This is a genomic window from Corynebacterium sp. HMSC074A01 (assembly GCF_001831515.1).
Taxonomy (GTDB): Bacteria; Actinomycetota; Actinomycetes; order Mycobacteriales; family Mycobacteriaceae; genus Corynebacterium.
In genome coordinates this window covers 60,544-85,939 of record NZ_KV825631.1, presented here as the reverse complement: position 1 = coordinate 85,939, position 25,396 = coordinate 60,544, and the positions used below count along the sequence as shown (strand labels likewise).

Genomic DNA, 25,396 nt, shown 5'->3' with positions numbered 1-25,396 from the left:
CCTTCCAAGAGACCTCGCTGGTCGCCTATCCTGTCCTTATGCCTACGATCCGCCGCGCTAGGCCTGCCGATGTCGAAGCTCTCGTCGGACTGTCCACTGCCACGTTCACCCAGACCTTCGGTCACCTCTACGACCGCGCCGACCTTGACACTTTCCTCACCGAAGCTTACGACCTGCAGAAACACAAAACTCTCCTCGCTGACCCGGACCACGCCGCCTGGCTCGTCGAAGATGACGGCGCCCTGGTCGGCTACGCGCTGGCCGGCCCGTGCAGCCTACCCCATCCGGACGTCCTTCCCGAGGACCGCGAGCTCAAACGCCTCTATCTCCTTAGCAATCACCAAAATTCCGGCCTCGGCACCACTCTCATCGAGCTCGTTCTCGACTGGATAGGCCCTCGTACCGCGTGGCTTGGGGTGTGGTCACAAAACTTTGGGGCGCAGCGCTTTTACCACCGTTACGGCTTCTCCAAGGTCGGCGAGTACTTCTTCGAGGTCGGCAATCACCGTGATCACGAGTTCATCTACCGGCGCCCCGCCCCACTCGGTTAAGCCCACGGTGGTGAGCCGACCATGGGGAGTGAGTGCGCTTTTCCCACCTATCCTTCAACGTTTTTGTAAACATCAAAGGATAGGTGCCTAAGTTTGCGGGTTTGCTGTTCCGTGTTGATGACTACTTTGCTGCGTTGGACGCATACCGGCGAGGGGACGCCGACCGGGTCGTCGACCTTTTCGCGGCAAGTGCGCTCGAGGCCGTCGACTACGGCACATGGATCGCGGAGGAACTGAATTCGCTGCTGGGGAGTGGCAACAACAGTTGACCGCGCGCTCCGATGCCCTTGCATGGAAGGTGCTTCCGTTGTTGTCGCAGCGTCCAGTGTTCACTACGCGGATTGTGGTAGATGAGGTAGGCGGGTCGCAGACCGCGGCAGGAAATGCGCTCGAAGCACTCGCGGAGGCCGGCATCATTACCGGAGCCCAGCTAGACAAGCGCACCCGCGCCTGGCGAGCCTCCGACGTGTTGGATCTGCTCGACGAGTTCGCTGAGTGGATGAGTCGCACTTAGCGCGCGGATCGCCCACAGTGTTTTTGCCTAGCGCCTACCGGAATAGGATTTATTTGGGGCACCTCCTTACGAGCCATCGGTTACCCTTGTCAGAGACGTGCTGCCATCAGTGGAGGAGTTTCCCGTATGGGTTTTCAAACCCCGATGATTGAGCTCGAGAAGTTTCTGGAGCGAACCAACAACGGAGCGATCCAGCTGCCGGACTTTCAGCGTGGCTATAAATGGGACGAGGAGCGCGTACGGCAACTCCTGATCACGGTACTGCGCGGACACCCAATGGGTGTTGTCATGCTGCTGGAGACTGGAAATGACCAGATTCGCTTTAAGCCGCGGCCCATTGAGGGGACGGAGTTTCCCGAGGGAACGCAACCACAGTTTTTGCTACTCGACGGGCAACAGCGACTCACTTCTCTGACGCAGGCACTGTCTGGCGACGGTGTGGTGCAAACCAAGGATTCTCGGGGCAAACTCTTCGATCGTCGTTTCTTTGTGGACATCAACTTGGCCGTCGAAGACCCGCAGAACATCGAGGATGCGGTGATCGCTGTCCCTGCAGACGGCAAGATCAAGACGAACTTTGATCGAGATGTTGTGCTCGACGTGAGCACGCGTGAGGCGCAGCAAGAGCAAGGGTATGTGCCGATCACGCTGCTGTATGACTCGGAAGAGTGGTTTTCCTGGGCTATGACGGCACCAGACCCGGAGATTGTCCAGCGCTTCGGTAGTCAGTTTGTTTTCCCAGCAAAGAGCTACAAACTTCCCGCAATCGAATTGGATCGGGAGACCGACAAAGCGGCGGTGGCCACGGGATTTGAGAAGGTAAACATTGGTGGGCTACCGCTTAACGTTTTTGAACTTCTTACGGCAATGTTTGCTGGTGACGCCGACTACTACGCCAAGACGAATAATGACTTCCGGTTGAACGATGACTGGCAGGAAACCCGTCAGTATTGGGCGAATTACCCCGTCCTGCACAAGGTGGAAAACACCGACTTCCTCCAAGCCGTCACCATGCTTGCGAGCTTAAAGCGGAAACGAGAAGCTGCTGAAGGCAGTCGCAAGGTTGGTGTCACCGCAAAGCGCGAGGACGTATTGAAACTCACGCTGCCCGAATATCTTGACTGGCGTGACCCACTTCGGGACGCCTTTATCTGGGCTGCGGACTTCCTCGCAGATCTCCACATCTTCCAGTCGACTGATGTCCCTTACCTGAAACAGCTCGTGCCGCTGGCTGCTTTGCGCGTCGAGCTTGGGACTGATGCGGACCTGCACCAAGTCCGTGCACGCCTGGTCAAATGGTATTGGGCCGGTGTTTTCGGCGAGTTGTACGGCAGCCAATTGAAACTCGCTTCGTTCGTGATCTTGAGATGGTCCCAGCGTGGGCCCGCGATGTCGCGGCACCAACGCCGCGTACCGTGGCAGATGCCAACTTTGTGGAGTCCCGTCTGCACTCCATGCGAACTCGGAACTCAGCAGCGTACAAGGGGATTATGGCGCTGCTCATGGGGAACGAATGCATCGACTGGATGGAAGCTAAGACATTCGGGGCGTACCAGTATCAGCAGCTCGCAGTCGATATCCATCACATCTTCCCGCAGGACTGGTGCAAGAAGAACCAGATCGATACGGAGCAGCGTGAGTCCATCGTGAATAAGACGATGCTCAGTGCGCGAACGAACCGGATCATTGGCGGCGTAGCCCCGTCCCGCTACCTAGGCAAGGTGCAGGAGAAGGCACAGCTCAGTGCGGCGGAAGTCGATGAAATCCTGGCAACGCACTTGGTCTCTCCGATGGCGCTGCGCGAAGATGATTTTGAGTCGTTCTTCTCTCAGCGCCGTGAAGCACTGTGCGTGCTGGTTGAAGAAGCAATGGGCAAGGCAGTGCCTCGGGACGTCGATGACGGACGGGGTGAAGAGGACTCGACGCATTTCGAGCACATCGACGAGGAACTGGAAGAACTGGAATAACCTCAGCACAACCTACACACCCCTCAGCCGTTCCACCGCGTAGTCGAAGACGATGCGTTCTTGCTCGATGCGCAGGCACCCGGTGGAGGAGTGGCTGCGCAGGTAGTCCAGGGCGTCGGCCTCGGCGGTGGTAAGCCGCGCCGGGACAAAGCGGCTGGGGTTCGGCTCTTCGACGGCGAGCGCATCGTGGTCGCGGGCGGTCTCCAGATCCATGAGCACGGATCGGGCGTGCGGCAGATACGCGCGCACCGTATCCAGGATGTAGAAGCCGTAGGAGTCCAGGTCGCCCCAGTACAGCACCTTTTTCGAAGCCAGCCACGGCAGCTGCTTCGCCAATACCTGCGCCAACAGTCCGCTGCTGAAGATCGCGAGGGTGTCCGGCAGCTCCGGCAGGGCGAGGAAAGTGTGGTGGTTTTCCACGAACAGCACGCGGTGGGCAGGAACGTCAGTGAGCTCGGCAAGCGGGCACGACCAGTGCCGCACTCCGCAAAATGCCAAAGAAGGATCCAGGCTCCGTAGCTCCACCAGAACTGGCTTCTCGCGAAACCCCAACTCGCCGACTACGGCAGTCAGCACCGCGCGGTGGGCCTCCACCCACTTCGAGTCCACGCCGAAGATCGGGAGTTCGCGGACGAAGTAGGCGGATGCGTCGTGGGTGCGCAGCCACTGCACCACGCTGACAAAACGGGCGGCGGTAGCATCGTCCCACGTCTCCCACGCTGCGAGTTTGCTTGTCAAAGGGCTACGAACCTCAACGCCAAGCGAGGCGCACAGTCGGTCGAGGAGCGTGTTGATGCGCTGCCAATGTTCAGCGCGACCGGCCACAAAGGCGGCGGTGGCGGGGCTGTCCAAGACCACGCGAGTCGGGAGCGAGTAGGTGCCGAGGTAGCCGAGCTTCTTGTCCTCCCACTCGGCGGGAATCGGGCTGCGCTGCCATTGTTGCATCCAGGCCTGCACCGCGCGGCCGTCGTCAAGCTCAGCGGCGCGCCCCGTCGGCGGCTGGAGGTTGATGGTCAGCGGCGTGAAGGCATCGTTAAGCCAGGCACGGTGGTTGCGGGCGTAGAACGTGGCTGCGCGCTTTCGTACTTCGTCACAGGCCTTCATCGAAAGCCTCCTCAATGGTGAGCGTGCTGGTCTGGGAGTGCTTGCGGTCGGGGCACTCGACCATGAGGACGCCGCCGATATGGTCCTCCACCGTCTGCAGCAGCTTCTCGGGTGTGGCGAGGATCATGTGGAAGCCGAACCTGCGGAAGGCCTCCATTGCCGCGCGGGTGAACTCGGCGTCAGCGCGGTCGAAGGCCTCGTCCAGCACGATGGTGCCGAAGCGGGGATACATGGCGTCATCAACCTGCACCACGGAAGCGTGCGCCTGCGAGGCCGTCGTACCCATGCCGGTGAGCCGGTAGCGAAGCGCCGCGGCCAGACAGAAAGACGACAGCTTCTGGGCCTGGCCGCCTGAGAGCCCCTCGGCCGAGTCGTAGACCGCGCCGCGCACGCGGTCGGTGCCGTACTCCACGCCGAGGAACTTTACGTGCTGGCGGGTGTCCAGTCGGAGCTTCTGCTCGCGGGCCGTCGTCGTGTCGGAGATGGTGATCGCCTCAATGACCTCGCGGATCTTGTGGAAGCGGCGCTCGCTGTCCTCGAGATCGGCTTCGTTGATCATGCCGTCCAGGGAGGCGTCGATAAGCTCGATGAATGCGCGGGCGATCTGTGGCTGAGCCTCGCGGACTTCTATCTGCAGGTGTGTATCCGGGTAGAACTCCACCTGGGCGAGCGATTCATTAATGGTCTTGATGGACTCGCGTGTGTTGGCCGCGGCATCGCGGATGAGGCGGCGCAGCCGGCCGAAATGCGTGTGGGTCTGCTCCTCGAGCATTTCCTTGAACCTCTGCTCAGACTTCGGCAGGTTCTCCGTTTCTAGGCGGTCCAGCTCCATCAGGAATGCGTGCTGGTAGCCGGCTTCTGCCTGCAGGTCTCCTTTGCGGTGTTCCCACTTATGCAGGAAGCGACGCATCGCGTCCAGCATCTGGCTCGCGTAGTCGATGTCACGGCGGTTGAACTCGTCGAGCTCGGCGGTAATCGCCTTACGCAGCTTTTCGTGCACGCGGTCGATGTTCTCTTCAGTGACCTCACCGGCGCGGTCGGCGAGCCTGGTCCGGACCTCCTCCGGAGGCGCCCCGCGCTCAAGGCGCGCCTGGGCTTCAGTGAGTGCCTGCTCCGCGTGCTCTAGGCGCTGCTGCACCCGTCCGCGCTGTTCAATCAGGCCATTGAGTTGGCCTTGGGCGTCACGAAGCCGCTTCTCGCGGACGTTGAACTGCTTCTTTAGCTCGGCGAGCTCCGCGTTACCGTCGGTGAGCTGGTCCACCAGCTCCTGCGCCTCGGCAAGCAAGCGGGTGGCGGTAACGGTGTCGATGGCGCTGAAGTCCGCGGTCTCCTGGAGCCGCTCCGCTGTGGCAATCTGCTTCTGCGCCGTATGCATTCGGCGCTTCGCGGTATCGCGTGCCTGCTCCGACGCCTGCAGCTCCTTGCCCACGCGCTGTAGTTCTACGTGCAGCGAGTCGATTTTGTCGTCTAGGTTGCCCCACAACACCCAGGTGCTTTTGTCATCGATGCGGCGGCGGTCGTCTTTCACGTGGTCCGTTTCGCTGTGCTTGACCTGGCCATTGCGGGTGACCGCACGCCGGGCGCGCCGGAAATCCTCCATGGACTCACAGCACTGGTGGTCAAACTTGCGGGAAAGCTGCGATTGGACCCAGTTATAGAAGCGCCCGCCGGCAACGTCGATTTTGGTGCCCAGCGTGCCGGTCTGAAAGCGCGGTGGTGCCGCGAGTTCCTGCTCCGGTTTGATGCGGGTGTACTGCAGCTTTGCGCCGAGGTGCGTGGCGTCGATGGCTGTAGACACTGCCCGGTAGTGCTCCTCCGGCACCAACAGCGTGCGGGCGAAACCGCCCATGACGCGCTCAGCCGCGCCCTGCCACGTGCCCTCGCCTTCTTTTACCGAGATGAGGTCGGCTACAAACGGTAGCTCTTTCTCGCGGATGCCGGCCGCGTCGGCGATTTTCGCTCGCGCCCGCAACAGCCGGGAGTCCATCGCCGAACTGTACTTATGCAGCGTTTGCAGCTCGGTCCTGCAGGCCTTCTCGGCCTCCTGCAGTTTGCCCACCTGCTGGATCGCCTTCGTGTACTTCTCGTCTTCCGCTTCCTGTTGCGCGCGCAGGTTCTGCAGATCCCGGCCCAGTTGGCGCGAAAGGTACGCAAACTCCTCAGCCGTGCCTGGTGGCGCAAGTTCGAGTACCTGCAACCGTTTCGCATAGGCCTCTGCGGCCGCCTCGACCTGCATGAGGCGTTCACGGCGGTGATCGCGGGTCATTTCGGCTTTGGCCAGGCCGGTGTCCTGTTTGCCGTCGATAAGCTGGCGCAGCTCCTCGCGCTCGCGGCGAAGCGTCTCAACTTCTGCCTCCCCGGCTAAGATCGTGCCGCTCAGCGCAGCAAGTTCGGTGCTGTGCTGCTCGCAGGCGCGCTGAGCGAACTTCACCTTCGAGCCGAAGATGAAGGGGTCCAGCCAGGTCTGTTCCTCGGTCACCACGGCGGTGGCACGCGCGATTTCCTCGCGCGCTTGCGCAGTCTCGCGGATTGGCACGAGGTGCTCGATTTGTTCACGCGCGTTGACCACCGCGGTATAGCAATCGCGCAGCGCGGTGAAGTTCTCGGCGGCCTGCTTGGCCACTCGAAAGGTCTCCGGCTCCGGCAGCATAAAGGTGCGCATGAGGTGGTTGAGATCGCCCAGCGTCTTCGCCGACTGCGTGCGGTGAAGCAGCTCGAGCGCACCGCTGTCGGCAATGCCCAGCGCGCGCTGCAGAGCGTGGATGAACTGTGGGTGCTTGCGGCCCACATACAGCGCGTCTGGGAAGTCGTGCTTCGCTTTCTTGACCGGGAGGTTCTTTACCGCGAGCGGCTCAAACTGCGTCAGGTCCGAATCCGCCGGCAGCAGCAGGTAGAGGTCCGTGACGTCCTGGTCGGTGTAGGCGTTTGCGCTTAAGAACATCAGCCGGCAGGCGGAAATCGTCTGCCCAAGCGCGTTGTCGTAGCGGAGCATCACGCCGCTCCAGATCGCGCCGGGGCGCAGGTAGGAGCGGGTCAGCTCGTCAAGCTCCTCGGAGTGCTCGCGGCGCCAGGCCCCGCGGCAGTAGGTGATCATGGTGCGGTCCGAGCGCTTCTGGCTGTCTGCGGCCGCGTTGAAGGAGCGCTTGCTGGGTGGGACGAGGATCGCGGAGATGGCGTCGATAAGCGTGGACTTGCCCGAGCCCGAAGGGCCCCAAACCAGGTAGCCCTCGCGCGCGATATCGATGGTGTGCAGACCGTCGAACGTGCCCCAGTTGTACACCTGGATGCGGTTAAGGCGGAATTGGCCGGGGATGGGGGTCATGGTTGCTCCTTTAATAGGGCGCGGAAGGATTCGGTGATCGCGGCGATTTCCTCACCGCTGAAAACGATGCGCAGCACGGGGGAGACCTCGAAGCGGCCTTCGGTGGGGGTGCTAATCACTATTGAGTTCCGCTTCATCTTGTTCCACGACGCGTTGAACTGCTTCCGCGGATTCGTCTTATCCGTCGTCGCCTGCCCCTGATACGGCACGGTGGCTTCGAAGACCTCGTCCTCGTCGACGATCGTGCGCTCGCTCGGGCTGGTGGCGACGAGCTCCCGCCGCAGGTGCAGAATCACGACCGTGTCCATGAAGGTCAGCGAGGCTTTCCGCAGCATCGCGCGCTTGTCCGGCACGTCCACCTCCCACGCCTTGGTGTAGGCCACGCCCGCGTCATCGTCCACGATCAGCGTGAGGAACAGGTTGTCCAGCTGCTGTGCGAGCACCGCGCGCGAAGCCGACACCGTCTGGAACACTTCGGGCGTCTTAATGCTGGAGACGTACGGCCCGCGAATCAGCTCTGCCAGCGCGCGCCGCTGCGGTCCGGTGAGCGTGCCCGTGTCGCCGTCGTAAAGCATGGTGTCCATTTATGCCCGTCCAATCTTCGAGTCGAATTCGTATCGTTCGTACCGTGCGCGCCACCGCGTCCCGTCCGCGCGGCGCCAGTGCAGCCATTCCGTGCCGTCGCGCCGTGTGCCGTGCGTGCGCGCGAGCTTGATCAGCCCCACCACGCTCGCCAGCCCCTGGGTCGCAGGGTGCGCGTCGAGCACATCGCTTATCGACGCCACACCCTCCCTCCCCACTACCTCATCCACAGCCCCACGCAACTCCGCCCAGTCAATCTCGTTTTTCCTGATGCGCCGCCGCATCTCATCCATGTCGATCGAGCCTTGCTCATTGATCTCCATACCGCGCTCGACCTTGTACTCCAACGGATCGTGCAGCTTCCAGCTGGACACAGATGTCGGCTGCATCGTGGTCAGCTCCAGCTCAACGCCGATCGAGGCCTGCGTGGCAACGCCCTCCTGTGCGAGCTGTAGTGCCAACTGCTGCGCGGCCGTCACCGACTTCATCAACGCCTGCTGGGACTCGGCCTCGCGGGATTGCACAAAGCGCCGCAGCGAGCGCGACAGCGTGGTCATCGAGTCGTGCACCTGGCCCGAGGACACATCCAGCGTGTCCACGAACTGGCCGAGCTCCGCGCGCTCCAGCGGCGAGAGCTTGTGGACGAACTCGCGCGAAAGGATGGTGTCCACCGTCGCATCCAGCTGCTTCGACTGCTCCGGGTCCAAGAAGACCTCGTAGAAGCCGTTGAACGCCTTGCCCGCCTCCGACTGCGTGATCAGGTCCACGCCGCGGAACACGTTGTCCAGCACGTCGCCCGCGTGCAGATTCTCCTCCACGATGGACTCACGCAAGCTCCGATCCACCTCCTCGATCTCCTCGCGCACGCGCGAGAAGTCCGTCGGCAGGTCGCTGACCAGCGAGAGGATCTCGCGCGCCTTCTCCACCGCTTCCTCGTCCGAGATCGTGGCGACGCCGTCCACACGGATCTGGTCGATCTTGCGCTGGATCGCATCGCGCTGCGCTTCCAGCCGGCGGATCGCGTTGGCTTCGTCCTCATCCGTCTCGGCGGCTAGGTCCTTCAGTCCCGTGATCAGGGTGCTCAGCCGCGACTTGGTCACCGAGCGCTGCGGGTTAGTCAGTTGCTGCACGTAGTCGAGTGCCTGGAGCGCGTCCGTGGAGAGCTCGTAGAACTCCTCGCGCGCGCCTTGTGGGCTGCGCCGAATTAGGTAGCCCGCTTTCACCCAGTCGTTGATGTAGGCCACCGCCGACTTCGGCAGCTCCAGCTCCGTCTGCTCGCGGATATCCGTGAGCAGCGCTTCCACCGACAGCGCCAGATCCGAGCCCGCCACCTGCCGGTTGTCTGCCTGGAAGACCGAGCTGAAAATGGCCAGGATCGCCGGTGCGTTCGTTGCGCGCAGCAGCGCCCAGGCCGGGGTGTGGTCCGCCAGCCTGAGCATCATTAGCGTGTCCGCGATAGCCGTTGTTCGGTTCATGGTTGTGAACCTAGCAACGGCACCGAACACGCACCTTTGGCGTTTCGAACGCCCGAGCTATTCCGGGCTGCTCAGACCCGATTTCCAGGCGGCGACGGGGAACTTCGCGTTGAACGGCGTGTAATTGACGGTGTACGTTCCCTCAGCGATTGGAGCCTGATAGCACTGCACGCCACTGAAGGTTTGGCCAGGGAGAACGGACTCGCTCCAGCGCGGAAATGCGGAAGGCTGCGCGTACTCCATCTTTTGCCCAGTAGGGGTGATAAGCGAGAAGTGTTGAGCCGCGACCCACGTTTCGTGGTCCATGCCGTTGAGGAAGGACACATCGTGACATACGAGATCCTTCCCCGCAGCGTCTTTGCCCAGGTTGCGCAAGGGGCCTACGTAGACTCGTTGGCCAACCACGTTGGCGGTTTCCCCGGTTTCTAGCGGGACGAGCTCGAAACTCTCCTTCGCTGGCGCTTCCCTATCCTGTAGCCGCGCCCCCTCCGGCTCAATTCTCTCGCCGGAGGCCCCAAACGTCGCCGGAGCCTCGCCCGCTTCCTTTGCTGCCGCAATCTGCTCGTCGAGCATCCCGTGCGAAGGGAAGACCGCGGTCCCCTCCACCGGGGCGCTGTCGCTTTCCGACGTGTCGTCGTCCCCATCACCAAAGAACAAGAGCATTGCCCCAATCGCGCCAGCCACAACGATGACGACTATCCAGGACACCAGGTTTTCTTTAGGTGTCATTTCATCGCTCATGGGCGGGCCTTTCGTCGGGGACTGCGTGGCCCCAGTGTTGCAGAAAACTGTGTGGTCTGCATCACTTGCTTGGCCTAGATGTTCTTCACGGAGAGCAGACCTTCCTTCTTTGCCAGGACAGACTGGATCACGATGCAGACCAACGCGACGGCGATGCCGATCAGGTCGGTGCTCAGGTCGGGTGCCATCATGGTCAGCGCCGCGGCTGCGAACAGCACGCGGAGCACGGGATTCACTCGCACCATCAGGTGGCCCTCCACAGCCACCGAGAGCAGGAGCACGCCGACAATACCGGTGACAGTGACCTGCAACGCTTCGACCATAGTGACGTCCTGCATCAGCATGGCTGGGTTGAAAACGAAGATGAACGGGATGATGTAGCCAGCCAACGAGAGGCGCATGGACTGGAAACCGGTCTTGACAGGATCGGCACCGGACAACCCCGCCGCAGCGAAGGAGGCCAGGGCCACTGGCGGAGTGATGTTGGCGAAGAGACCGAAGTAGAAGACGAAGAGGTGCGCTACCAGCGGCTCCACGCCGAGCTGGCCCAGTGCGGGTGCAGCCATGGTGGCCGTGATGATGTAGGTCGGAATCGACGGCAGGCCCATGCCTAGGATGATGCAGGCGATCATGGTGAGGATCAGCGAGAGCAGCAGGTTGCCCGCGCCGATGGTGACAATCGCGTTAGCCAGTGTGACACCGAAGCCAGTCAGGGTCACCACACCCACGATGACGCCGACGGCGGCACAGGCGATGGAGACGGAGACGGCGGTCTTCGCGCCGTCGGCAAGCGCCTCGATGATCTCCATGACGCCCATGCGGGTTGCGGGGCGCAGCTCCGCGACGACCAGGGTAACGATGATGGTCAGCAGCGCCGAGAAGATAATGGTACGGCCGGTGAAGAAGAGCATGTAGATCAGAAACAGCAGCGGCAGCATCAAGTGGCCGCGCTCCTTCAGCACTTCTTTCACCGCGGGCAGGTTCTCCTTTGAGATGCCGCGGAGCCCTTCTCTTGTCGCGCGCAGGTGCACCTGGGCGATTACGCCGAGGTAGTACAGCAGGGCGGGTACGAGTGCGGCGATTGCAATATCGCGATAGGGCATGCCGAGGGTCTCCGCCATGATGAACGCAGCGGCACCCATCACCGGCGGCAGGATCTGGCCACCGACAGAGGCGGAGGACTCGACGGCGCCTGCGAAGACCGGCTTGTAACCCACGCGCTTCATCATCGGGATAGTGAAGGCACCGGTGGTCACCACGTTGGCCACTGCCGCGCCATTGATGGATCCCAGGAAGCCGGAGGCCACGACGGCCACCTTTGCCGGGCCACCGCGGGACTGCCCGGCGAGGGCTAGCGCGATGTCGTTGAAGAACTGGCCCATGCCGGACTTTTGCAGCACCGCGCCGAAGAGCACAAACAGGAAGATGTAGGACGCGGCGACGCCGACGGCGGTACTGAAGATGCCCTCAGTGGTCAGGTACAAGAAGCTGGTGAGGTTTTCCCAGGTGTAGCCGCGGTGCCGCAACATACCCGGCATCTCGCGCCCGAAGAGCGCGTACGCCATAAACAGCACGCCCAAGATAGGCAGGGCCCAGCCTGTGATGCGTCGAGCTGCCTCGAGTACCAGCACGATCAGCAGGATGCCGAAGACGAGATCCATCTGCGTCGGCACGCCGGCACGGCGGACGATGTCCTCAAAGTTGAGGAAGATATACACCGCCGGAGCGATTGCAGCGAGAGCGAGGATGACGTCATAGATCGGGATCTTTGTCTTGCTGGCACCCTTGTATGCGGGGTACAAGGTGAAGGCAAGCACCAAGATCATGGCGACGTGGATTGCGCGGTGCACCAACACTGGCGGCGTGCCGAAGTAGGCCGTATACATGTGGTACAGCGACACCACGACGGCAAACGCGGTGATAATCCAGGCCGTGGGCGCCGACGCGAACTCGCGCAGACGAGACTCGCGGTCATACTTTTCCAGGAGTTCTTGCGCCTCCTGATCAAGCGTGTCGCCAGCAACCTGTATAGGTTCGCCGCCAGATCCGGTGCCGTCGAGGTCGACTTTGCGTGACACGGAGGTTGTCGCTGAGTTGCTGCTGTCCATGGGTACTGCCTTCTCTCATTTCCGGTAGTGATTACCTCACGTAGACGGTGGCGAACGTGTGGTGCGGGATTTCGTCGTCGAGAACCAGTGGCGGATCTCCGTTTAGGAAGGTGATGGTCAAGGTGTGCGATGTTGCGTGGGAATGCACCCACTGCAGGCGGGGCACCTCGCGGTCGATGCCGCTTGTGTGCACCGTGCCGTCCTCGTTGCGGGTGACTCCCTCGAGATCGGTCGGGGCACCCGCGCCGAAGGACTTGAGGTAGACGTCGGTAAGGACGAGATGGTCGTCTTCCACGCGGTAGCGCTCCTCCCACGGCGTCTTTTCGATTGAGTGGATCCACGCAAGGGAGATGGAATCCACCTCGTTCGCGTCGACGTGGAAGAATTCGGTGCCGGACTCCGCGTCCTCAACCACCAGCTCCGGGTCGCTGGCGCAGCTCGTAAGGCCAAGCACCAGCAGGAGGGTGAGGAAGAGGGCACGGAGTCGGTGCACGCAGGCGTCGACAAGCACTGCCCTAGAGCGCGCCTACCTCTTCGAAGTAGCGGCGCGCGCCGGGGTGCAGCTCGGTGGCCAGGCCATCCTCGACGGAGTCAAGCGTGATCTGCTTCGCTGCGTTGTGGGCACCCTGGATCTGGTCCAAGTTCTCAAAGAGCGCCTTAGTGATCGCGTAGACCTGGTCATCGCTCAGGCTCGGGGAGACCAGCAGCTGGTTCGTAATCGACGCAGTCGGCACGTCCTCCTCCTCGTCGTAGGTGCCGCCCGGGATGACATCATCCTTGAAGAAGGGGTACTTCTCCTGCAGCTTCTTCATGCCCTCGCCCTCGATCGGCACGATGACCACATCGTCCGTAGTTGCGAGATCCATCACGGAGCTATTCGGCAGACCAGAAGTGACGAAGGCCGCGTCGGTCTGGCCGTTCTTGATCTGGTCAATCGAGTCAGCATACGAGAGGTAGTCCTGGTTGATGTCGTCGTAGCTCATGCCATGAGCCTCCAGGATCATCTGAGCATTGAGCTCAACACCCGAGTTCTGGTCGCCGACGCCAACGCGCTTACCGCGCAGGTCCTCCACCGAGGTGATGCCCGAGCTCTTCGTGGTGACAATCTGCACGAAGTTCGGGTACAGCGCGGTGATCGCCTTGAGATCCTTCAGTGCCTCCTTGCCCTCGAACGGGCCCGTGCCCTCGATGGCCTGGCGTGTCGCGTCACCCATGGCGAAAGCGACCTCCGCGCGGCCGTCAGTGAGGAGCTGGATGTTTTCCACCGAGGCACCCGATGCTTGCACGGAGGAATCCGCGCCAAGGGTGTCGCTCAGCACCTGAGACATGGCCGCGCCAATCTGATAATAGGGGCCAGAGGTACCGCCGGCGGCGATGGTGACGAAGTCCACGCTGGACTCGCCGGAAGCTGCCGAGTTGCTGGAGTCCCCGCCTGCGTCCGAACCAGAATCAGAGCAGCCGGTGAGCAGAAGTGCAGCAGTTGCAATGGCTGCGACGGTTGAACGAATACGCATTGTGCTCTCCAATCAAAATAGGGATGGGATTGAATGTGTGCTGACTCCAATAAAGCTAGCAATATGAGGTGGGTCATGTTGGGAATTTCTGCAATGTAACCAAAAAGTGACCGTTTGGTGTGGGGTGGGTGGTGCAAATGGAGCTAGCTCCATTTAGGGCTGACCTATCCTCAAAACCCCAGGTCGCACCAAGTCGAAAACCCCAAACGGAGCTAGCTCCATTTACACCGACCCGCCAACAAATCCGCCCACGCGCCCCACGTCCTGCTCACCGACCCGATAAAGTAGACCGCGTAGCTGCTGCAACAAAGATTGGACCAACGATGTCTCAGCCAAAAGACGACCTACCCGTCAATCGACCCGAGGTATTTGGCCAAGCCGACTCTGCTGATTCTTCAGACCACGCCACCCGCATCCAGACGATCAGCGCCGTCGCCCCGCAGCCGGACAACGCGCGACCGGGGGTCAAGCGCCTGCTGCAGGGCGATGGCGCGAACCTCATCGTCTTCAACTTCTGCCCAGGCCAGACACTTCCGGACCACAAGGCGGCCCACCCGATCACCGTGCAGTGCCTCAACGGATCCCTGGAGTTCGAGTGCGGCGGCGAGCGTTTCCCGCTCAAGCAGGGAGAGGTCGTCCACCTGCGCGCCTACGTGCCGCACGCGGTCTACTGCCCGGATGACGCCCTGTCGGAAGGCAACATTCTGCTGCTCAGCATGCTCACGGGCGAAAGACACAGCTAGGCAAGCACGCAACCTATAAGTGAACGATCTCCACGTCGTCCCACATCTCGGCGAGATACTCGGCGGCAACTAACCGGTGACAGGTGGAGGGGTCTGCTTCGGAGCAGAGGAGCACGGCGTCGTTAAATAGCGACCGATCGAGCGACGAAACCTCACCAGCGTCGTACTCCTCACGCAGCTGCTTCGAAAACTCATCAAAGCCAATCTCGTCGTGCCGATACGCGCGCATCAGCTCCGCTGACGGCGCCAGCGCCAGCTCGTGCGTGTACGGCATATCCAGGATGACCCGCAGAAAGTAGCGCAGATCGTCCTTCTTGGTAAACCCAGCGAGCTGATTCGTGTTCGAGCGGCGAATATCAACCACGCGCCGCACGCCTGAATCACGCAGGATGCCGAAGAACTCCTCCGCGCTCTTGTGCGAGAACCCAAGCGTGAAAATCCGCATAAATCTCCTAGATCACGAACCCTTGCCAGCGAGCAGCCTGCAACGATTCGTCCTCGAGTGTGCGCTGCGGCGTCAGCTGCTTGACCACCTGGTTGATGTAGCTGTCCACGCGGCTGTTGGCGTTGCGGAGGTCGTAGTAGGTGGTCATCTCCTGGTCGTAATCGGCGAGCGCCTCCGACCAGCTGGTGCGGTGCTGGTAGCCGTTCTCCATCACGCGGAACTCCGGCGCCATACGAGGCTTGAGCTGCGGATTCTGCCCCGGCCAGCCGAGCGTCAACCCGACGACGGGGAAGGTGTAGCGCGGCAGCTGCAGCGCCTCAATGACCGCGGCCGTGTCATTGTGAATGTTGCCAAGGTAGTTCGCGCCGAGCCCGAGCCGCTCGGCGGCATTGACCACGTTCTGGGCCATGAGGCAGGCGTCGGTAAATCCCTCGACGAACACCTTCGTCTTACCCGCGGCCGTCGGGTCGTAGCCTTGTTCCCGCAGGATGGCGGCGTTCCTTGCCGAGTCCACAATAAACAGCAAGTATACCGGCGCCCGCCCCACGTACTCCTGCGCACCAATCTCAGCGAGCCGCGCCCGCAGCTGAGGATCCGTCACCCGAATAATGCTCGCGTGCTGCATCCCCCGCGAGCTCGCAGTCCGCATCGCCACGCGGTACAGCGTCTCCATCGTCTCGTCGGTCACCGGTTGATCGGTGAACTCGCGAATCGTACGGTGCGTCAGCTGCGCGCGCAGCTCCGGCGGCGCGTCGATCGAGAGGTCTTCAGGCTTGGGCGCGAGTGCATCAGTCATGCAGCCCACGGTACCGCAGGGGCCATTGCTTATCGACGCCCCGTTGTCCCACCGAACTTCCTCCTCTGCGCCCTCGCGATGCTCCACCCGGTGCGGCGTGTTCCTTTCTGCCGCTTGTGCTTGCGCATCATGAGGGTCAGCCCGTCGAAGTCGGTGGGCTCCCAATCGTGCTTATGCTCACGGAATTCCATTCCCTGCTCGTTGTTGCTGGAGTACACCAGTAGTGCTCGCCCGTCCTTGCAGAGGTCTACTGTCCTGTCCCATAAGAGTTCGCGAATACGCGCTGACGGGTTCCCAACGAATACTCCGGGGCTGAGTTCCATGAGCCACTTTGTGAGGTCGCCACGCAATCCTGTGGGGCAAGCGGTGACAACGAGCACCATCATGTTGGGACCTCATCTTCCGACCAGTTCACACCGGACGCGATGACTTCGAGTTCGCTCCACAGCATCAGCTCTGCATCGGTGTAAAGCTCATCGTCTGGTACATCCATGATGTACTTCAAGTCTTTGACCATGCGCTGCATGAGCCGCTTTTCCACCACTGCATCGCGGACCAGTCGGCGGACCACGACATGCGGCACTCCACTTGCTTCCGCCACGGCATCGAACGCAGCGGGGATTGCGATCTCAGCTTTGTACAGGTCAGCGATGTCGTACACGAACGCTCGGTCAGTGCCTGTATGTACGACTCCGAGTGCTGGGATAAAACCAAGGCCGGTAATCACCGCGTGAGCAATGCCGTAGAGCGCGGCGCTGGCGGCGGTAAGGGCTTGGTTGATCGGCGTGGATGAGTCGAAATCGTTCGGGTCGTAGCTTCGTCGATCCCAGTAGACACCAGTTCGTTCAGCTTCTGCTGCGTAGACCCGCTTCATCCGTGCCCCTTCGCGCCCTCGCAATTGTTGCATGGTGAGCGCAGAGACATCTTCGCCAGGGAAGCGCAGCGCGTACATTTTTCGTGCACAGTCGAGACGTTTGCGTTGGTGGGTAACAATTTCGGCTTGCAAGATCGCCATGCGTGATGACTTCGCTGGTGGCCGACCGCTTGCGTAATACCGGACGCCACGTTCACCAACCCATACCGTTGACGTTCCCGCATCGCCGAGTAGCGCCATCGCGGCGTACGTAATTTTGGTACCTGGCCCAAGAAGAAGCACCGCCAGTTGTGTCGCGGGCACATGCGCGACGCCGCGCTTATCCGTGATGGTGAGCGCATTGCCGTCGCGATTCACGGTAGCTCGTTCGACGTAAAGGAAGGAGAGCCGATCACCCATCTGCGCTAACGCATGACGGGTGATCGGCAGTTCCTGAGGTGTGGGCACGGTTTACCTCACCGGTGCCAGTGTCATAAGGCCGCATCCATAACCGCGTGCACGACCGATGCCGTTGGTCAGCACTTTTCGGAGTGCTTCCGCATCAGTTACCTCGAGCACGCCTGTGAACCGCGCTTTTGCGATTCGTACTGGCCGTCCGCGCCGATCCGGATTCTTAAAGAAAACATCGGTCCACCGCTCGGTGATGCCGGGGCTTTCTAAGGGGCTCCAACGCGCGCGTTCCTCATCACTGACGTCATCTTCTGGTCGCGGCGCGAGCGTGAAACCGCCTTGGTCCTGCTTCCGGTACAGCCAGTCAAGCTGGTGTCGCGCTGACACATGTGCTTTGACTTTGCCGCGCTTTCCGTTGATTGCCTCTGAATATGTTGGATTTGCAACCAGCTCAAATCGCCAGCGTTGCCCACGAGTGAGCTGGTCGAGGAAACGCCCGTAATCGGTTGATTGTGCCGGCCGGGTGTCCCAACCTGCCTGTTCCACAATGTGCGCGCCCGTGGGCTTCTCGGGTCCGACGACGTAAAGCACATGTTCGTGATCTCCGCGATCTACTCGCCAGAGGACACGACCCGCTTCGGGATCAATGTCGTTCGGGAATGCGCTTCGGACGGTTGCGTGCATGGCATGCGTATTTGCAAGAAGCTTTGCGCCGCCTCGCCGCGCTGGGTTGATCACAATTCTTGAAAGAGTTGTCATGCGCGCATCACTGCCTCAAAGAAGTCATCGTTGGTCGAAGGGTCTCTACCTAAGGAATTTGCCACTTTGACGTCTTCGTCGCGGACGACCTCCCGCCAGCCGTACTGACGATGCTGGGGGTCGAAGGAGACCGGCACGTCTTGACGAGGCACCGAGCCTTCCTCGCCCGCGATGGCATCGCGGTAGACAGGAAGGTAGACGCTCGTTGGAGATTCCAACTTAAGTGCTCTCGTGGCGTGCCACTCACTATGTCGTTGAAGTGCTTCCACGGCACCATAGTCCACCACGCCTTGGACCAATCCCGGGTGGACTGGGCAAGACCGCCGCCCCATGAACAGCGGGAACTTCGGTGCGCGAAGTGCTGCCGCCATTTCATCAAGAAGTAAGCGATCGTCTGATTCTACTGCCGCGAGAAATGCGGCATCAGAAAGGAAGTAACGGGTGACCAACCGTGTGGGATCATTCGGGCTTGTTTGCCAGGGTTGCGCTGTCTGGTAGTCGCGCAGCAAGCTCCCTGATTGATCGACTCGGATGGCAAGACGGAGCTGCGCCAGATCCTCAATCGGGTCGGATCGGCGTCGCCCTTGCGCAGCGGCAATGAGTCCAACAATGCCAGATTTCGTTGGCGTGGTGGCCGTAGTACGAGTTTGGTAGCGGGATTCATCACCCCACGACTGCATGGGACCCTTCAAGAGTAGGAGGAGTGAGTGGGCCATTACTGGTCACCCATCGCGCGGTTCAGCTGGGACTGGAGCTTCTCCGTAAATTCAGCCAGCGTGACCTTCTCAGCGAGTCCGTCGAAGCCGTCAGCCAGGTCTCCGAGGGCAAGGACGTAGGCTGCATCGGGTTTGAAACCGTAGACCTCCTCGACGCTACGTGCCTCATCGGCCAGACGCTTCGCGCTTTCGTGGCGACGATCATTCGACTCAGTCGCCTCAACTGGTGCCTCGAACGCGTTCACTAGGGAGACAGGTCGCGTACTCCTGACCGCTACATACACCAGCTCCGGCAGCGTCTGGTTTGCAAAGGTATTGATCTTGCCGGTCGGCATCGAGCTGATGAAGGCTTCGACAAACTTCACCGCTGCGTCTCGGGCGTTCTCGGAAGAGTCGAGGTTTTCCGCCAGTCCATCGAGATTTACGGTTGCGTAACGGTACAGCGTGGAAGACATCATCTGCACCGTGCCGAGCATGCCTGCGCCGGTATCTTCGCCTTCTTCAGCGAGGTCGTCCACCGCAGTGTAAAAATCAAACTCGGGCGCGGAGCTGTGGACGCCGAGTGCGTGAGCAACCTGAACCGCTGCGTCGACGTTGAATGCCGCATCGTCTGCCACCATACGGCCGAACATGCCCATGTCCACGGAGTGCTGCTCATCAAGGATTGCTTCTGCACCCTTCCTAGAGATCTTGCCTTCCCAACCATCACCTAGTGCCTCGACGGCACGGTTTACTTGTGCCGGGCTGAGGAAGAAGAGGTACCTGGTGCGTGGGTACGGGTTGTGCTCTACGTCTGCTGCATCCGTCTTTTTCGGTGCTTTCTCAACCTCGGTGTCGATTTTGGCAGCCTTGAACAGTTTCTGCACTCGGCCGATTGCTTCCGCCTGTTCTAGGCCGGCTTCCGCTTCGAGGCGCTTAGCAATCCTCTCCGGGAGACGCTTCGAACGGTCACCGATTTGATCTGGATCGAAGTTGTCCTCGAAGTATTTGCGGATGGCCCGCTTCCAAGACTGGCTCGAGACACGCTGGCGAGGAACGCCTCCGAAGACAGCAGACTTCGGGGCACCGGTGTCATCGCGGTTGATCAGTGACGGGGGAACGGTCTGCAGGGCGTGGATATCGATGATGAGGGACATGGTGGAAACCTTTCTACTGGTGAGAGTGCTTAGATACTGGGTGTCTGAGTGGTGGAGGTGGCGGAATCCTCGCTGGTTTCTCCCGGTTTTCCGCGGGTGGTGCCAACTGCAAAATCTCGCCCCCAGCGGAGCAGGACTCCGTTGCGGTATTGCGGGTTCTGGAGGCTGCGGAGATCGCCTACGAAGCGTCCATAGTCGAACGGAATGTGCTTCGTCCGAAGCAGGGAAATGAGTGAGCGAAGGTGCACTCCGCGCGAGACTTCGTCGCGCGCGACCTGCATGGCATCGAAACGGCTCTTGATCGACTTGGAATCAGAAAGTCGGTGGAGTCTTCCACAAGCAAAAGCAAACGTCTGCTCGCGTGTGTGCATGGGCTGCGTTGAGCTTTGCATATGCAGCCCAAACAAGCCGAGGGCTGTGTAAGCAGCTTGCTCTGACGGCGAAGGCTTCGTGCCCTTGCCCAACTCGCTGTCGCTGAGTGGGGGATTGAGTAGAAGGAGTACCTCCTGGAGTGCAAGAGGGTCTGCCTCTACTGGGCGACTTGCATACTTGCGAAGGTTGGCCAGCGTCCCGCGCGCTTCTGCCCCAAGGGCGGTATGGGCACGGTCGAGGTAATTGCGCTGGAGGATCGAGACTGTTGTCTCCACGCTCTTGCGCAGCATTGGGTCAGTCATTGTTATTCTCCGATGCGTGCTGAGTATGGTGGTGTACCAATGGAAGATCCTTTGAAAGTCGCCGCTGTAGATCGCGGTACAAGGATCCGGCGCTGACAATTCGGCCCGAAGCACTGTCTTCAGTGCCGTCGACCATGCGGCCTATGAGCGCCTTTTGGCCAGCTCCGCGTACTAATTCATCGGCAAGGGCCAACGTTTGCTTCCGAACTTCGATTTGCCAGGCGACGGCCTCTTGCTCGATGTCGGTCTTTTTCAAACGGCGGAGCCAAGAGATGAACTTCGGCTCCAGCAGAGTGTACAGCCGGTCTGCGGCATCAGTTCCGAACTCGTAGTCGCCTCCTGCAGCAACGAGGAGTTGCCCGGCAAACCATCCAAGCGAGGTAGCAGCGTCCTTGGTGGCTGATGCTGCTCCGCGGACGAGTGCCCGGTTTGTTCGCGAGATCTCTTCGTCGCCGAGAAGGTACGCGGGGAGTCCAACTGCGGCACTAGTAATGGTGCCTACCGATGAGTCTTTCGGGCCGTAGGACATCGAGACAATCGAAACATCAAATACCCAGTCGAGGCCTTCCTCGTATGTAATGCGGCTTAAGTTTTCCAGGGTTTCTGGACGCTTCGGGGCGTGCTCCTTCTTGCCAAACCCGGCATCGCCTTCCGCTGCGATGAGAGCGTCCAGGGAACGCCACATCGTGCGGTCAGTGTCGTATGTGAAGGGATAATAGGCGAGGATTCCCCGTTTGGTTTTGTTCGAGCTGTAACGGTACGGCGTCATTGGGTCACCGAAACAGTTCTTGCCGCGGTCAGGGATTTTGTCACCGTTGCTCACCAGCACGCCATGTACGAAATCCTGATTGAAGTGCAGTCGGATACGCCGTGTCTGCCACGTGGCCAGATCGGATGCACCCCGCGGACTGATGCTCTCGGCATCGGGGAGCCTTTGTGCGGCGGTGTCCTGGGGACGTTCCCACGCAGGTCTGTCTGCCGCCGCATCGGTGCCGATTGCCGACTCCGCAGTGTTGAGCAGCAAGGTGTCAAGGAGAGTCTCCCCACGCACTACCGTGCCACCGGTCAGTCCGGTCCAGCCGATACCAATGGGGTAGCCCTTACCGTTCTTAACACGAGGATCACCTACTGCGCCAGATTTAATCCCCGCATAGTCGTATGCATGTGCGTGGATGAGCCAGCGCGCGGCTTCTGCGAAGGATAGTTTCTTGCGGCCTTCGCCGGTGCGCATGGTGAAGTAATCGTGCTCGGCTTCAGGGATGAGGCGTGAAATCGTTGCAAAAGAGCCATTCTTGGTATGTAGGTCTGCAACTTGCATGAACGGGGTTTCTGGGTGCAAGAGATCGAAGCGGTCTTCGTATTCATCCAGGTAGGCCAGAACTATCTGGTCTTTGCCACTGGTTTTCAGCTCCTCCCGCGTGTCCAGGAACCAGGTAATCCAGTCAAACTCGTCTCGTCCGCGCCGGGTGGACAGGGTGTCAGCAAGCGCATAGTGGTGAGCGCGCCAGAAGATCGCAAGGAGTACTCGTAACACGGCGTAATCTTGCGTTGGCGAATCACCAACAATGCTCAACGGCTGCGTAGATCCGTCAAATACCTGACGGATGCTAAGAAGCACTGGTCCATTGCTGGTTTTGCACGCAATCCATGGTTGCTCGAGCAAGTTGAACGAAGGGTGCTGGGTGGTGTCGGTCATTGGGGAAGCCTCCTTTCATAGTTGGTGTTTTGGGTTGAGGCGTTGGTCTGGTGATCGATCAGCTACAAGGTTACGTGGCCATCCCAACATCACTCCGCTTCTTATCGCTCAAAATTTCGATCCCGAGCGAGTTTGAATACTGGACTGTGAACCGTCCTGTTGTCCTCTGCCCAGTCTCGTTGAGTACAAGCGCGAGTTGGCCGCGGAGTAGGAAATGCTTTGCCCAGGTCCCCGGGGTGGAAATCTCCAGGTCGGAGACCACGTCTTCAAAGTCGCTTCCGTATCTGGTCATCCTGGTTGGAAGGCGAACAGTGCTCGATGCGAGGTGGCGTGCAGTTGGGTAGTCGAGCTCGGCTCCGTCGAGAATTTCTTTATCAGTCCCGAAGGGTCGGTAGCCGTATTCGGTTCGCACAATGGGGATAACTTCAACGGATGGCTCTGCGTCGCGCACTTGTGCAGCACCTTTTTCTTCGTCACCGAGGCTGATAGCAGCGCCGACCTTGCTGAAGAGTGCATCGAGGGTTCGAAGGCCGCGTGGTGATCGAATCCGAAACTCTTTGGAGCGCTTGTGTGCGTCTGACTCCCGTTTGAGGCTCTTGTTGACTGCCTCTTCCCATGCTGGCCGAAGCGTAGGGGGAATGGAATCTCCGTGCTCGGCGTACGTTGTGCGAACCAGCTCGGCGATATCGTCAGGGCGGCGGAAAGTGTCAGGTAAGTGGATGAATGTGGAGAGGAGGATCTTTGGGTCGTAGATTGCCTGGGCTCCGCCGTCGATCTCGACTCCGTCGGGCGTGTGCGTCACACCACGGATGTAGATCTTGGGTACGCGAAGGCCCACAGGACGATCAGTTTCTGACCTTAGGTGCCTGTGGGTGCGACCGGCTCTCTGGATGATGAGGTCCATCGGGGCGATGTCAGTGATGAGGACGTCGGCATCGATGTCGAGACTCTGTTCTGCTACCTGGGTAGCTACGACAATCTTCCGGTATGGGCGGCCATTGCCGCGCGAAGCATGCGGCCCTAGTGCCGCGCGCAGCGCGTCTTCACGTTCGGAGCGTTGCCAGGCCATGAAGCCCGCATGGTGAAGCTCAACGTCGGCCCCGTAGGCCTCTGCGAGTTGTTCGTACGCAGCTTGTGCCCGGGCGATGGTGTTGCAGATAATGAGGGCGCACCCGCCGTCGGTAAGCAATTGCTCCGTGAGCGCTTGGAGACTGTCGAGTCCGTCGTCGATAAGCTCGATTGGAGCGACCATATTGGTCGGACTGAGAGCGGGAGTGACGTAGCGAGTGGAGTTTTCGTCTGCGACGGTGATCAGCGGGTACGCGATGCTTGTCTCGGGCAGGTCTTGCTCGCTGTAGGCGCGAATGAGGGCGCGTCGGCGGTCGGGAGGCAACGTTGCAGACATGAGGATGACGGTTGCTCCGTAGTAGGCAAGCCACTCGAGGGTGGTCTCAAGGTAGTCGGACGTATACGCGTCGTAGGCGTGTACTTCGTCGAAGATGATGATCTTGCCGGCGAGAGCGACGTGGCGCAACATCGAGTAACGCTGCTCGAGTGCGAGCATGAGAACTTGGTCGATCGTTCCGATGGCGATATTTGAAAGCAGTCCGCGCCTTCTGCCGCTCATCCAGCTGCTAGCCACAACTTCTCCGTGACTGCCATGTGCTTCGTCCTCCGCCACGCCGCGAATGCGGAGCCGCTGGAAAGGCTCGGAGAGCTGGTTTTTTGAGTGCGCAAGGTAGAGCGAGGCCACATTTCCATCTGTGGCGGTGGCTTGTGACCAATTGATGGTGCGTTCGAGCAGGCCGTTGGCGGTGGCCATTGTCGGGGCGGCGAAATACACGCCTTGGGTGCCTGTCTGCCTGCCGAGAATGTGCGCTGCGGCGAGCGCTGCCTCCGTTTTTCCTACACCGGTTTCCGCCTCCAGAATGATGATTGAGGGGTGCGTAATCCCGCGCGCGACCTCGGCCATCGCGCGCTGAACGCTGCGCGCGTTGTATGAGTCAGGCCACCTGAAAGAGGCTCGGTAGAGCTCGTCGATATCTTCTGGAGGAGCGATGGGAGTCCACGGCTGGGTAAGGTCAGTTGCATCGATGCCGCGTTCCAACCTTTCTGCTTGCGTCCCACGGGTATCCATGGGAAAGGCGTCCTGATTGGAGGCGATCCAGTCGGCGAAGACGATGAGGCCTGCAAGGATTTGTGCGTCGGCAGCGAGCAAAACCTTCGAGGCGTTAAGCGCTCGAAGCGCGTCTTGGGCACCGGTGAGCTCAGTGAGCGTGTCGATGAGTTCGCGGTGGACCTCCCTCCAGGCTGTCGGATATTCCAAAAGTGTGGATTCAATGGCGTCTCGCTCTTCGTGTTTCGACGCAACGCCGTGATGCGCATCCACGGCCGAAGTGAGCCACAGCGCAGTTCGTCGTTTCATCCCAAAATCCACGAGCCACTGGGCTAAAATGACTCCAGAGGAAATGCCGTGCGGCATTTTTGTGAGGTTGACTTCCTGGATACTCTTGCGGATCGGGAGGCCCGTCTCCGCAACCTGACTCACCAGGTGCGCGAAATCTGGGTTCTGCTCGATCTGCGTTTGGAAAGAAATGGTGGCTTTCCCGAGATCATGCAGGGAGGCTAGCCAAATATACAGCGTGCGCAGCTGCTCTTCTGGAAGTTTCAGGTTTTCTGAAAGGCGTGCCTTCATTTGGTTAGATACCCAGAAGTCAAACACATGTGCCGCCACGCAGACGGTATCGCCAAGGTGCTGGGGGAGGGAAAGGGATCCGGTTTCATCGCCGGACTTTGCCCAAAGGGCATGGGCTTGGGGGCTGAGTGAATCTAGCCAGGTGTCGACCGTAGAAGCGAAAGAGTGTGCGGTGCCTGAGGAGGGATGTTTGGTGATCATGGTTAAGTCTTGGGTTGGGGGTGGGGTAGGGCCGTAAATTGTGGTGTGCCCTCAGCGTAGCTCATTCTTCTAACTTTCGCACTATCTCGACCTAACGAGTTGAAATAATTATGAGGTGGGTTTTGGCCATGACGTCTTGAACAGGAGACTTTCGCCGAATAGATTGAAGCTCAACCCTGCGTCTGCAGGGATGAGCCTTCGTTGGGCCGAGATAGAAATCGCTCCCCGCGTCAGCGGGGCTGGGTTGCGACAGAAGTTAATTGTTAACATCGGTATTGGCTCTCAAAACTGCATGTCATGCAGTGTGCTCCCCGCGCAGGCGGGGATGAGCCGTCGTTGGTGGTGCGTGATTCTGCCGGTGGTGGGTGCTCCCCGCGCAGGCGGGGATGAGCC

General features: G+C 60.4%; 24 protein-coding genes. 6 read left to right on the top strand and 18 right to left on the bottom strand.

From position 1 onward, the window contains the following. From HMPREF2550_RS11600 to HMPREF2550_RS12520, 5 genes are all read left to right on the top strand, one after another. On the top strand, window positions 1-551 hold a 551-nt coding region (locus HMPREF2550_RS11600), incomplete at its 5' end, for a GNAT family N-acetyltransferase (protein WP_371441192.1). Window positions 552-634: 83 nt separating this feature from the next. Beyond that, window positions 635-820 (top strand): hypothetical protein, encoded by a 186-nt coding sequence (locus HMPREF2550_RS11595; protein WP_070791285.1) that lies wholly within the window; start codon window positions 635-637, stop codon window positions 818-820. Window positions 821-861: 41 nt separating this feature from the next. Then, complete coding sequence (locus HMPREF2550_RS11590) at window positions 862-1,065, top strand: hypothetical protein (protein WP_141760606.1); 204 nt, start codon at window positions 862-864, stop codon at window positions 1,063-1,065. Between the two features lie 126 nt (window positions 1,066-1,191). Continuing rightward, window positions 1,192-2,715, top strand: a complete 1,524-nt coding sequence (locus HMPREF2550_RS11585; RefSeq protein WP_246819822.1) for a GmrSD restriction endonuclease domain-containing protein — start codon at window positions 1,192-1,194, stop codon at window positions 2,713-2,715. Continuing rightward, on the top strand, window positions 2,712-3,032 hold the full coding sequence (locus tag HMPREF2550_RS12520) for a hypothetical protein (protein WP_371441191.1): 321 nt from the start codon (window positions 2,712-2,714) through the stop codon (window positions 3,030-3,032). Before HMPREF2550_RS11585 ends, HMPREF2550_RS12520 begins: the two co-directional genes overlap by 4 nt. 12 nt (window positions 3,033-3,044) lie before the next feature. On the opposite strand, the gene HMPREF2550_RS11580 is transcribed toward HMPREF2550_RS12520, so the two are convergent. The 8 genes from HMPREF2550_RS11580 to HMPREF2550_RS11545 form a co-directional block, all read right to left on the bottom strand. Further along, the gene (locus tag HMPREF2550_RS11580) at window positions 3,045-4,136 is read right to left on the bottom strand and encodes a Wadjet anti-phage system protein JetD domain-containing protein (RefSeq protein ID WP_070791282.1); all 1,092 of its coding nucleotides are present in this window, start codon (window positions 4,134-4,136) and stop codon (window positions 3,045-3,047) included. Beyond that, window positions 4,123-7,458, bottom strand: coding sequence for an ATP-binding protein (locus HMPREF2550_RS11575; RefSeq protein ID WP_070791279.1), 3,336 nt, complete (start codon window positions 7,456-7,458; stop codon window positions 4,123-4,125). Before HMPREF2550_RS11575 ends, HMPREF2550_RS11580 begins: the two co-directional genes overlap by 14 nt. Further along, window positions 7,455-8,042: a DUF4194 domain-containing protein gene (locus HMPREF2550_RS11570; protein WP_070791277.1), complete on the bottom strand. Its 588-nt coding sequence runs from the start codon at window positions 8,040-8,042 to the stop codon at window positions 7,455-7,457. The genes HMPREF2550_RS11575 and HMPREF2550_RS11570 overlap by 4 nt, the downstream gene beginning before the upstream one ends. Then, window positions 8,043-9,515 carry a DUF3375 domain-containing protein gene (locus tag HMPREF2550_RS11565; protein ID WP_083319919.1) on the bottom strand — a complete coding sequence of 491 codons (1,473 nt, stop codon included), beginning with the start codon at window positions 9,513-9,515 and terminating at the stop codon, window positions 8,043-8,045. It lies immediately after the preceding gene. A 57-nt stretch (window positions 9,516-9,572) separates the two neighbouring features. Beyond that, the gene (locus HMPREF2550_RS11560; RefSeq protein ID WP_141760605.1) at window positions 9,573-10,256 is read right to left on the bottom strand and encodes a DUF4352 domain-containing protein; all 684 of its coding nucleotides are present in this window, start codon (window positions 10,254-10,256) and stop codon (window positions 9,573-9,575) included. A gap of 74 nt (window positions 10,257-10,330) precedes the next feature. Further along, entirely contained in the window at window positions 10,331-12,364 is a 2,034-nt protein-coding gene (locus tag HMPREF2550_RS11555; protein ID WP_083319918.1) for a TRAP transporter permease, read from the bottom strand. 31 nt (window positions 12,365-12,395) lie between these two features. Continuing rightward, a complete protein-coding gene (locus tag HMPREF2550_RS11550) occupies window positions 12,396-12,857 on the bottom strand; it encodes a DUF1850 domain-containing protein (RefSeq protein ID WP_210400234.1) in 462 nt (153 codons plus the stop codon). A gap of 22 nt (window positions 12,858-12,879) precedes the next feature. Then, window positions 12,880-13,878 (bottom strand): TAXI family TRAP transporter solute-binding subunit, encoded by a 999-nt coding sequence (locus HMPREF2550_RS11545; RefSeq protein ID WP_070791269.1) that lies wholly within the window; start codon window positions 13,876-13,878, stop codon window positions 12,880-12,882. A gap of 323 nt (window positions 13,879-14,201) precedes the next feature. On the opposite strand from HMPREF2550_RS11545, the gene HMPREF2550_RS11540 reads away from it, so the two are divergent. After that, complete coding sequence (locus HMPREF2550_RS11540; RefSeq protein ID WP_246819821.1) at window positions 14,202-14,621, top strand: cupin domain-containing protein; 420 nt, start codon at window positions 14,202-14,204, stop codon at window positions 14,619-14,621. 13 nt (window positions 14,622-14,634) lie between these two features. Here HMPREF2550_RS11540 and HMPREF2550_RS11535 read toward each other — a convergent pair whose 3' ends face one another. From HMPREF2550_RS11535 to HMPREF2550_RS11495, 10 genes are all read right to left on the bottom strand, one after another. Then, window positions 14,635-15,066: a DUF488 domain-containing protein gene (locus tag HMPREF2550_RS11535; RefSeq protein ID WP_070762437.1), complete on the bottom strand. Its 432-nt coding sequence runs from the start codon at window positions 15,064-15,066 to the stop codon at window positions 14,635-14,637. Window positions 15,067-15,073: 7 nt separating this feature from the next. Further along, entirely contained in the window at window positions 15,074-15,862 is a 789-nt protein-coding gene (locus HMPREF2550_RS11530) for a nitroreductase family protein (protein ID WP_070791267.1), read from the bottom strand. Between the two features lie 29 nt (window positions 15,863-15,891). Continuing rightward, entirely contained in the window at window positions 15,892-16,248 is a 357-nt protein-coding gene (cas2e, locus tag HMPREF2550_RS11525) for a type I-E CRISPR-associated endoribonuclease Cas2e (protein WP_070791265.1), read from the bottom strand. Beyond that, window positions 16,245-17,183, bottom strand: a complete 939-nt coding sequence (gene cas1e / locus HMPREF2550_RS11520; RefSeq protein ID WP_070791263.1) for a type I-E CRISPR-associated endonuclease Cas1e — start codon at window positions 17,181-17,183, stop codon at window positions 16,245-16,247. The genes cas2e and cas1e overlap by 4 nt, the downstream gene beginning before the upstream one ends. A 3-nt stretch (window positions 17,184-17,186) precedes the next feature. Next, entirely contained in the window at window positions 17,187-17,885 is a 699-nt protein-coding gene (gene cas6e, locus HMPREF2550_RS11975) for a type I-E CRISPR-associated protein Cas6/Cse3/CasE (RefSeq protein WP_083319917.1), read from the bottom strand. Beyond that, entirely contained in the window at window positions 17,882-18,601 is a 720-nt protein-coding gene (gene cas5e / locus HMPREF2550_RS11515; RefSeq protein ID WP_070791261.1) for a type I-E CRISPR-associated protein Cas5/CasD, read from the bottom strand. The genes cas6e and cas5e overlap by 4 nt, the downstream gene beginning before the upstream one ends. Further along, window positions 18,601-19,737, bottom strand: coding sequence for a type I-E CRISPR-associated protein Cas7/Cse4/CasC (gene cas7e, locus HMPREF2550_RS11510; protein WP_070791259.1), 1,137 nt, complete (start codon window positions 19,735-19,737; stop codon window positions 18,601-18,603). Before cas7e ends, cas5e begins: the two co-directional genes overlap by 1 nt. A gap of 29 nt (window positions 19,738-19,766) precedes the next feature. After that, complete coding sequence (gene casB / locus HMPREF2550_RS11505) at window positions 19,767-20,411, bottom strand: type I-E CRISPR-associated protein Cse2/CasB (RefSeq protein WP_070791257.1); 645 nt, start codon at window positions 20,409-20,411, stop codon at window positions 19,767-19,769. After that, window positions 20,404-22,107, bottom strand: coding sequence for a type I-E CRISPR-associated protein Cse1/CasA (gene casA, locus HMPREF2550_RS11500; RefSeq protein WP_070791255.1), 1,704 nt, complete (start codon window positions 22,105-22,107; stop codon window positions 20,404-20,406). Before casA ends, casB begins: the two co-directional genes overlap by 8 nt. A 70-nt stretch (window positions 22,108-22,177) precedes the next feature. Beyond that, a complete protein-coding gene (locus HMPREF2550_RS11495) occupies window positions 22,178-25,003 on the bottom strand; it encodes a CRISPR-associated helicase/endonuclease Cas3 (protein WP_070791253.1) in 2,826 nt (941 codons plus the stop codon). Window positions 25,004-25,396: the final 393 nt, after the last annotated feature.

Bases quoted from the DNA above. Each gene is read 5' to 3' on its own strand.
- cas7e (WP_070791259.1), bottom strand. From the start codon at position 19,737: ATGTCCCTCATCATCGATATCCACGCCCTGCAGACCGTTCCCCCGTCA.
- HMPREF2550_RS11585 (WP_246819822.1), top strand. From the start codon at position 1,192: ATGGGTTTTCAAACCCCGATGATTGAGCTCGAGAAGTTTCTGGAGCGA.
- HMPREF2550_RS11575 (WP_070791279.1), bottom strand. From the start codon at position 7,458: ATGACCCCCATCCCCGGCCAATTCCGCCTTAACCGCATCCAGGTGTAC.
- HMPREF2550_RS11555 (WP_083319918.1), bottom strand. From the start codon at position 12,364: ATGGACAGCAGCAACTCAGCGACAACCTCCGTGTCACGCAAAGTCGAC.
- HMPREF2550_RS11580 (WP_070791282.1), bottom strand. From the start codon at position 4,136: ATGAAGGCCTGTGACGAAGTACGAAAGCGCGCAGCCACGTTCTACGCC.
- cas2e (WP_070791265.1), bottom strand. From the start codon at position 16,248: ATGATGGTGCTCGTTGTCACCGCTTGCCCCACAGGATTGCGTGGCGAC.
- HMPREF2550_RS11570 (WP_070791277.1), bottom strand. From the start codon at position 8,042: ATGGACACCATGCTTTACGACGGCGACACGGGCACGCTCACCGGACCG.
- HMPREF2550_RS11530 (WP_070791267.1), bottom strand. From the start codon at position 15,862: ATGACTGATGCACTCGCGCCCAAGCCTGAAGACCTCTCGATCGACGCG.
- casB (WP_070791257.1), bottom strand. From the start codon at position 20,411: ATGACTGACCCAATGCTGCGCAAGAGCGTGGAGACAACAGTCTCGATC.
- casA (WP_070791255.1), bottom strand. From the start codon at position 22,107: ATGACCGACACCACCCAGCACCCTTCGTTCAACTTGCTCGAGCAACCA.
- cas5e (WP_070791261.1), bottom strand. From the start codon at position 18,601: ATGGCCCACTCACTCCTCCTACTCTTGAAGGGTCCCATGCAGTCGTGG.
- HMPREF2550_RS11540 (WP_246819821.1), top strand. From the start codon at position 14,202: ATGTCTCAGCCAAAAGACGACCTACCCGTCAATCGACCCGAGGTATTT.
- HMPREF2550_RS11560 (WP_141760605.1), bottom strand. From the start codon at position 10,256: ATGAGCGATGAAATGACACCTAAAGAAAACCTGGTGTCCTGGATAGTC.
- HMPREF2550_RS11545 (WP_070791269.1), bottom strand. From the start codon at position 13,878: ATGCGTATTCGTTCAACCGTCGCAGCCATTGCAACTGCTGCACTTCTG.
- cas6e (WP_083319917.1), bottom strand. From the start codon at position 17,885: ATGACAACTCTTTCAAGAATTGTGATCAACCCAGCGCGGCGAGGCGGC.
- HMPREF2550_RS11495 (WP_070791253.1), bottom strand. From the start codon at position 25,003: ATGATCACCAAACATCCCTCCTCAGGCACCGCACACTCTTTCGCTTCT.
- HMPREF2550_RS11565 (WP_083319919.1), bottom strand. From the start codon at position 9,515: ATGAACCGAACAACGGCTATCGCGGACACGCTAATGATGCTCAGGCTG.
- HMPREF2550_RS11535 (WP_070762437.1), bottom strand. From the start codon at position 15,066: ATGCGGATTTTCACGCTTGGGTTCTCGCACAAGAGCGCGGAGGAGTTC.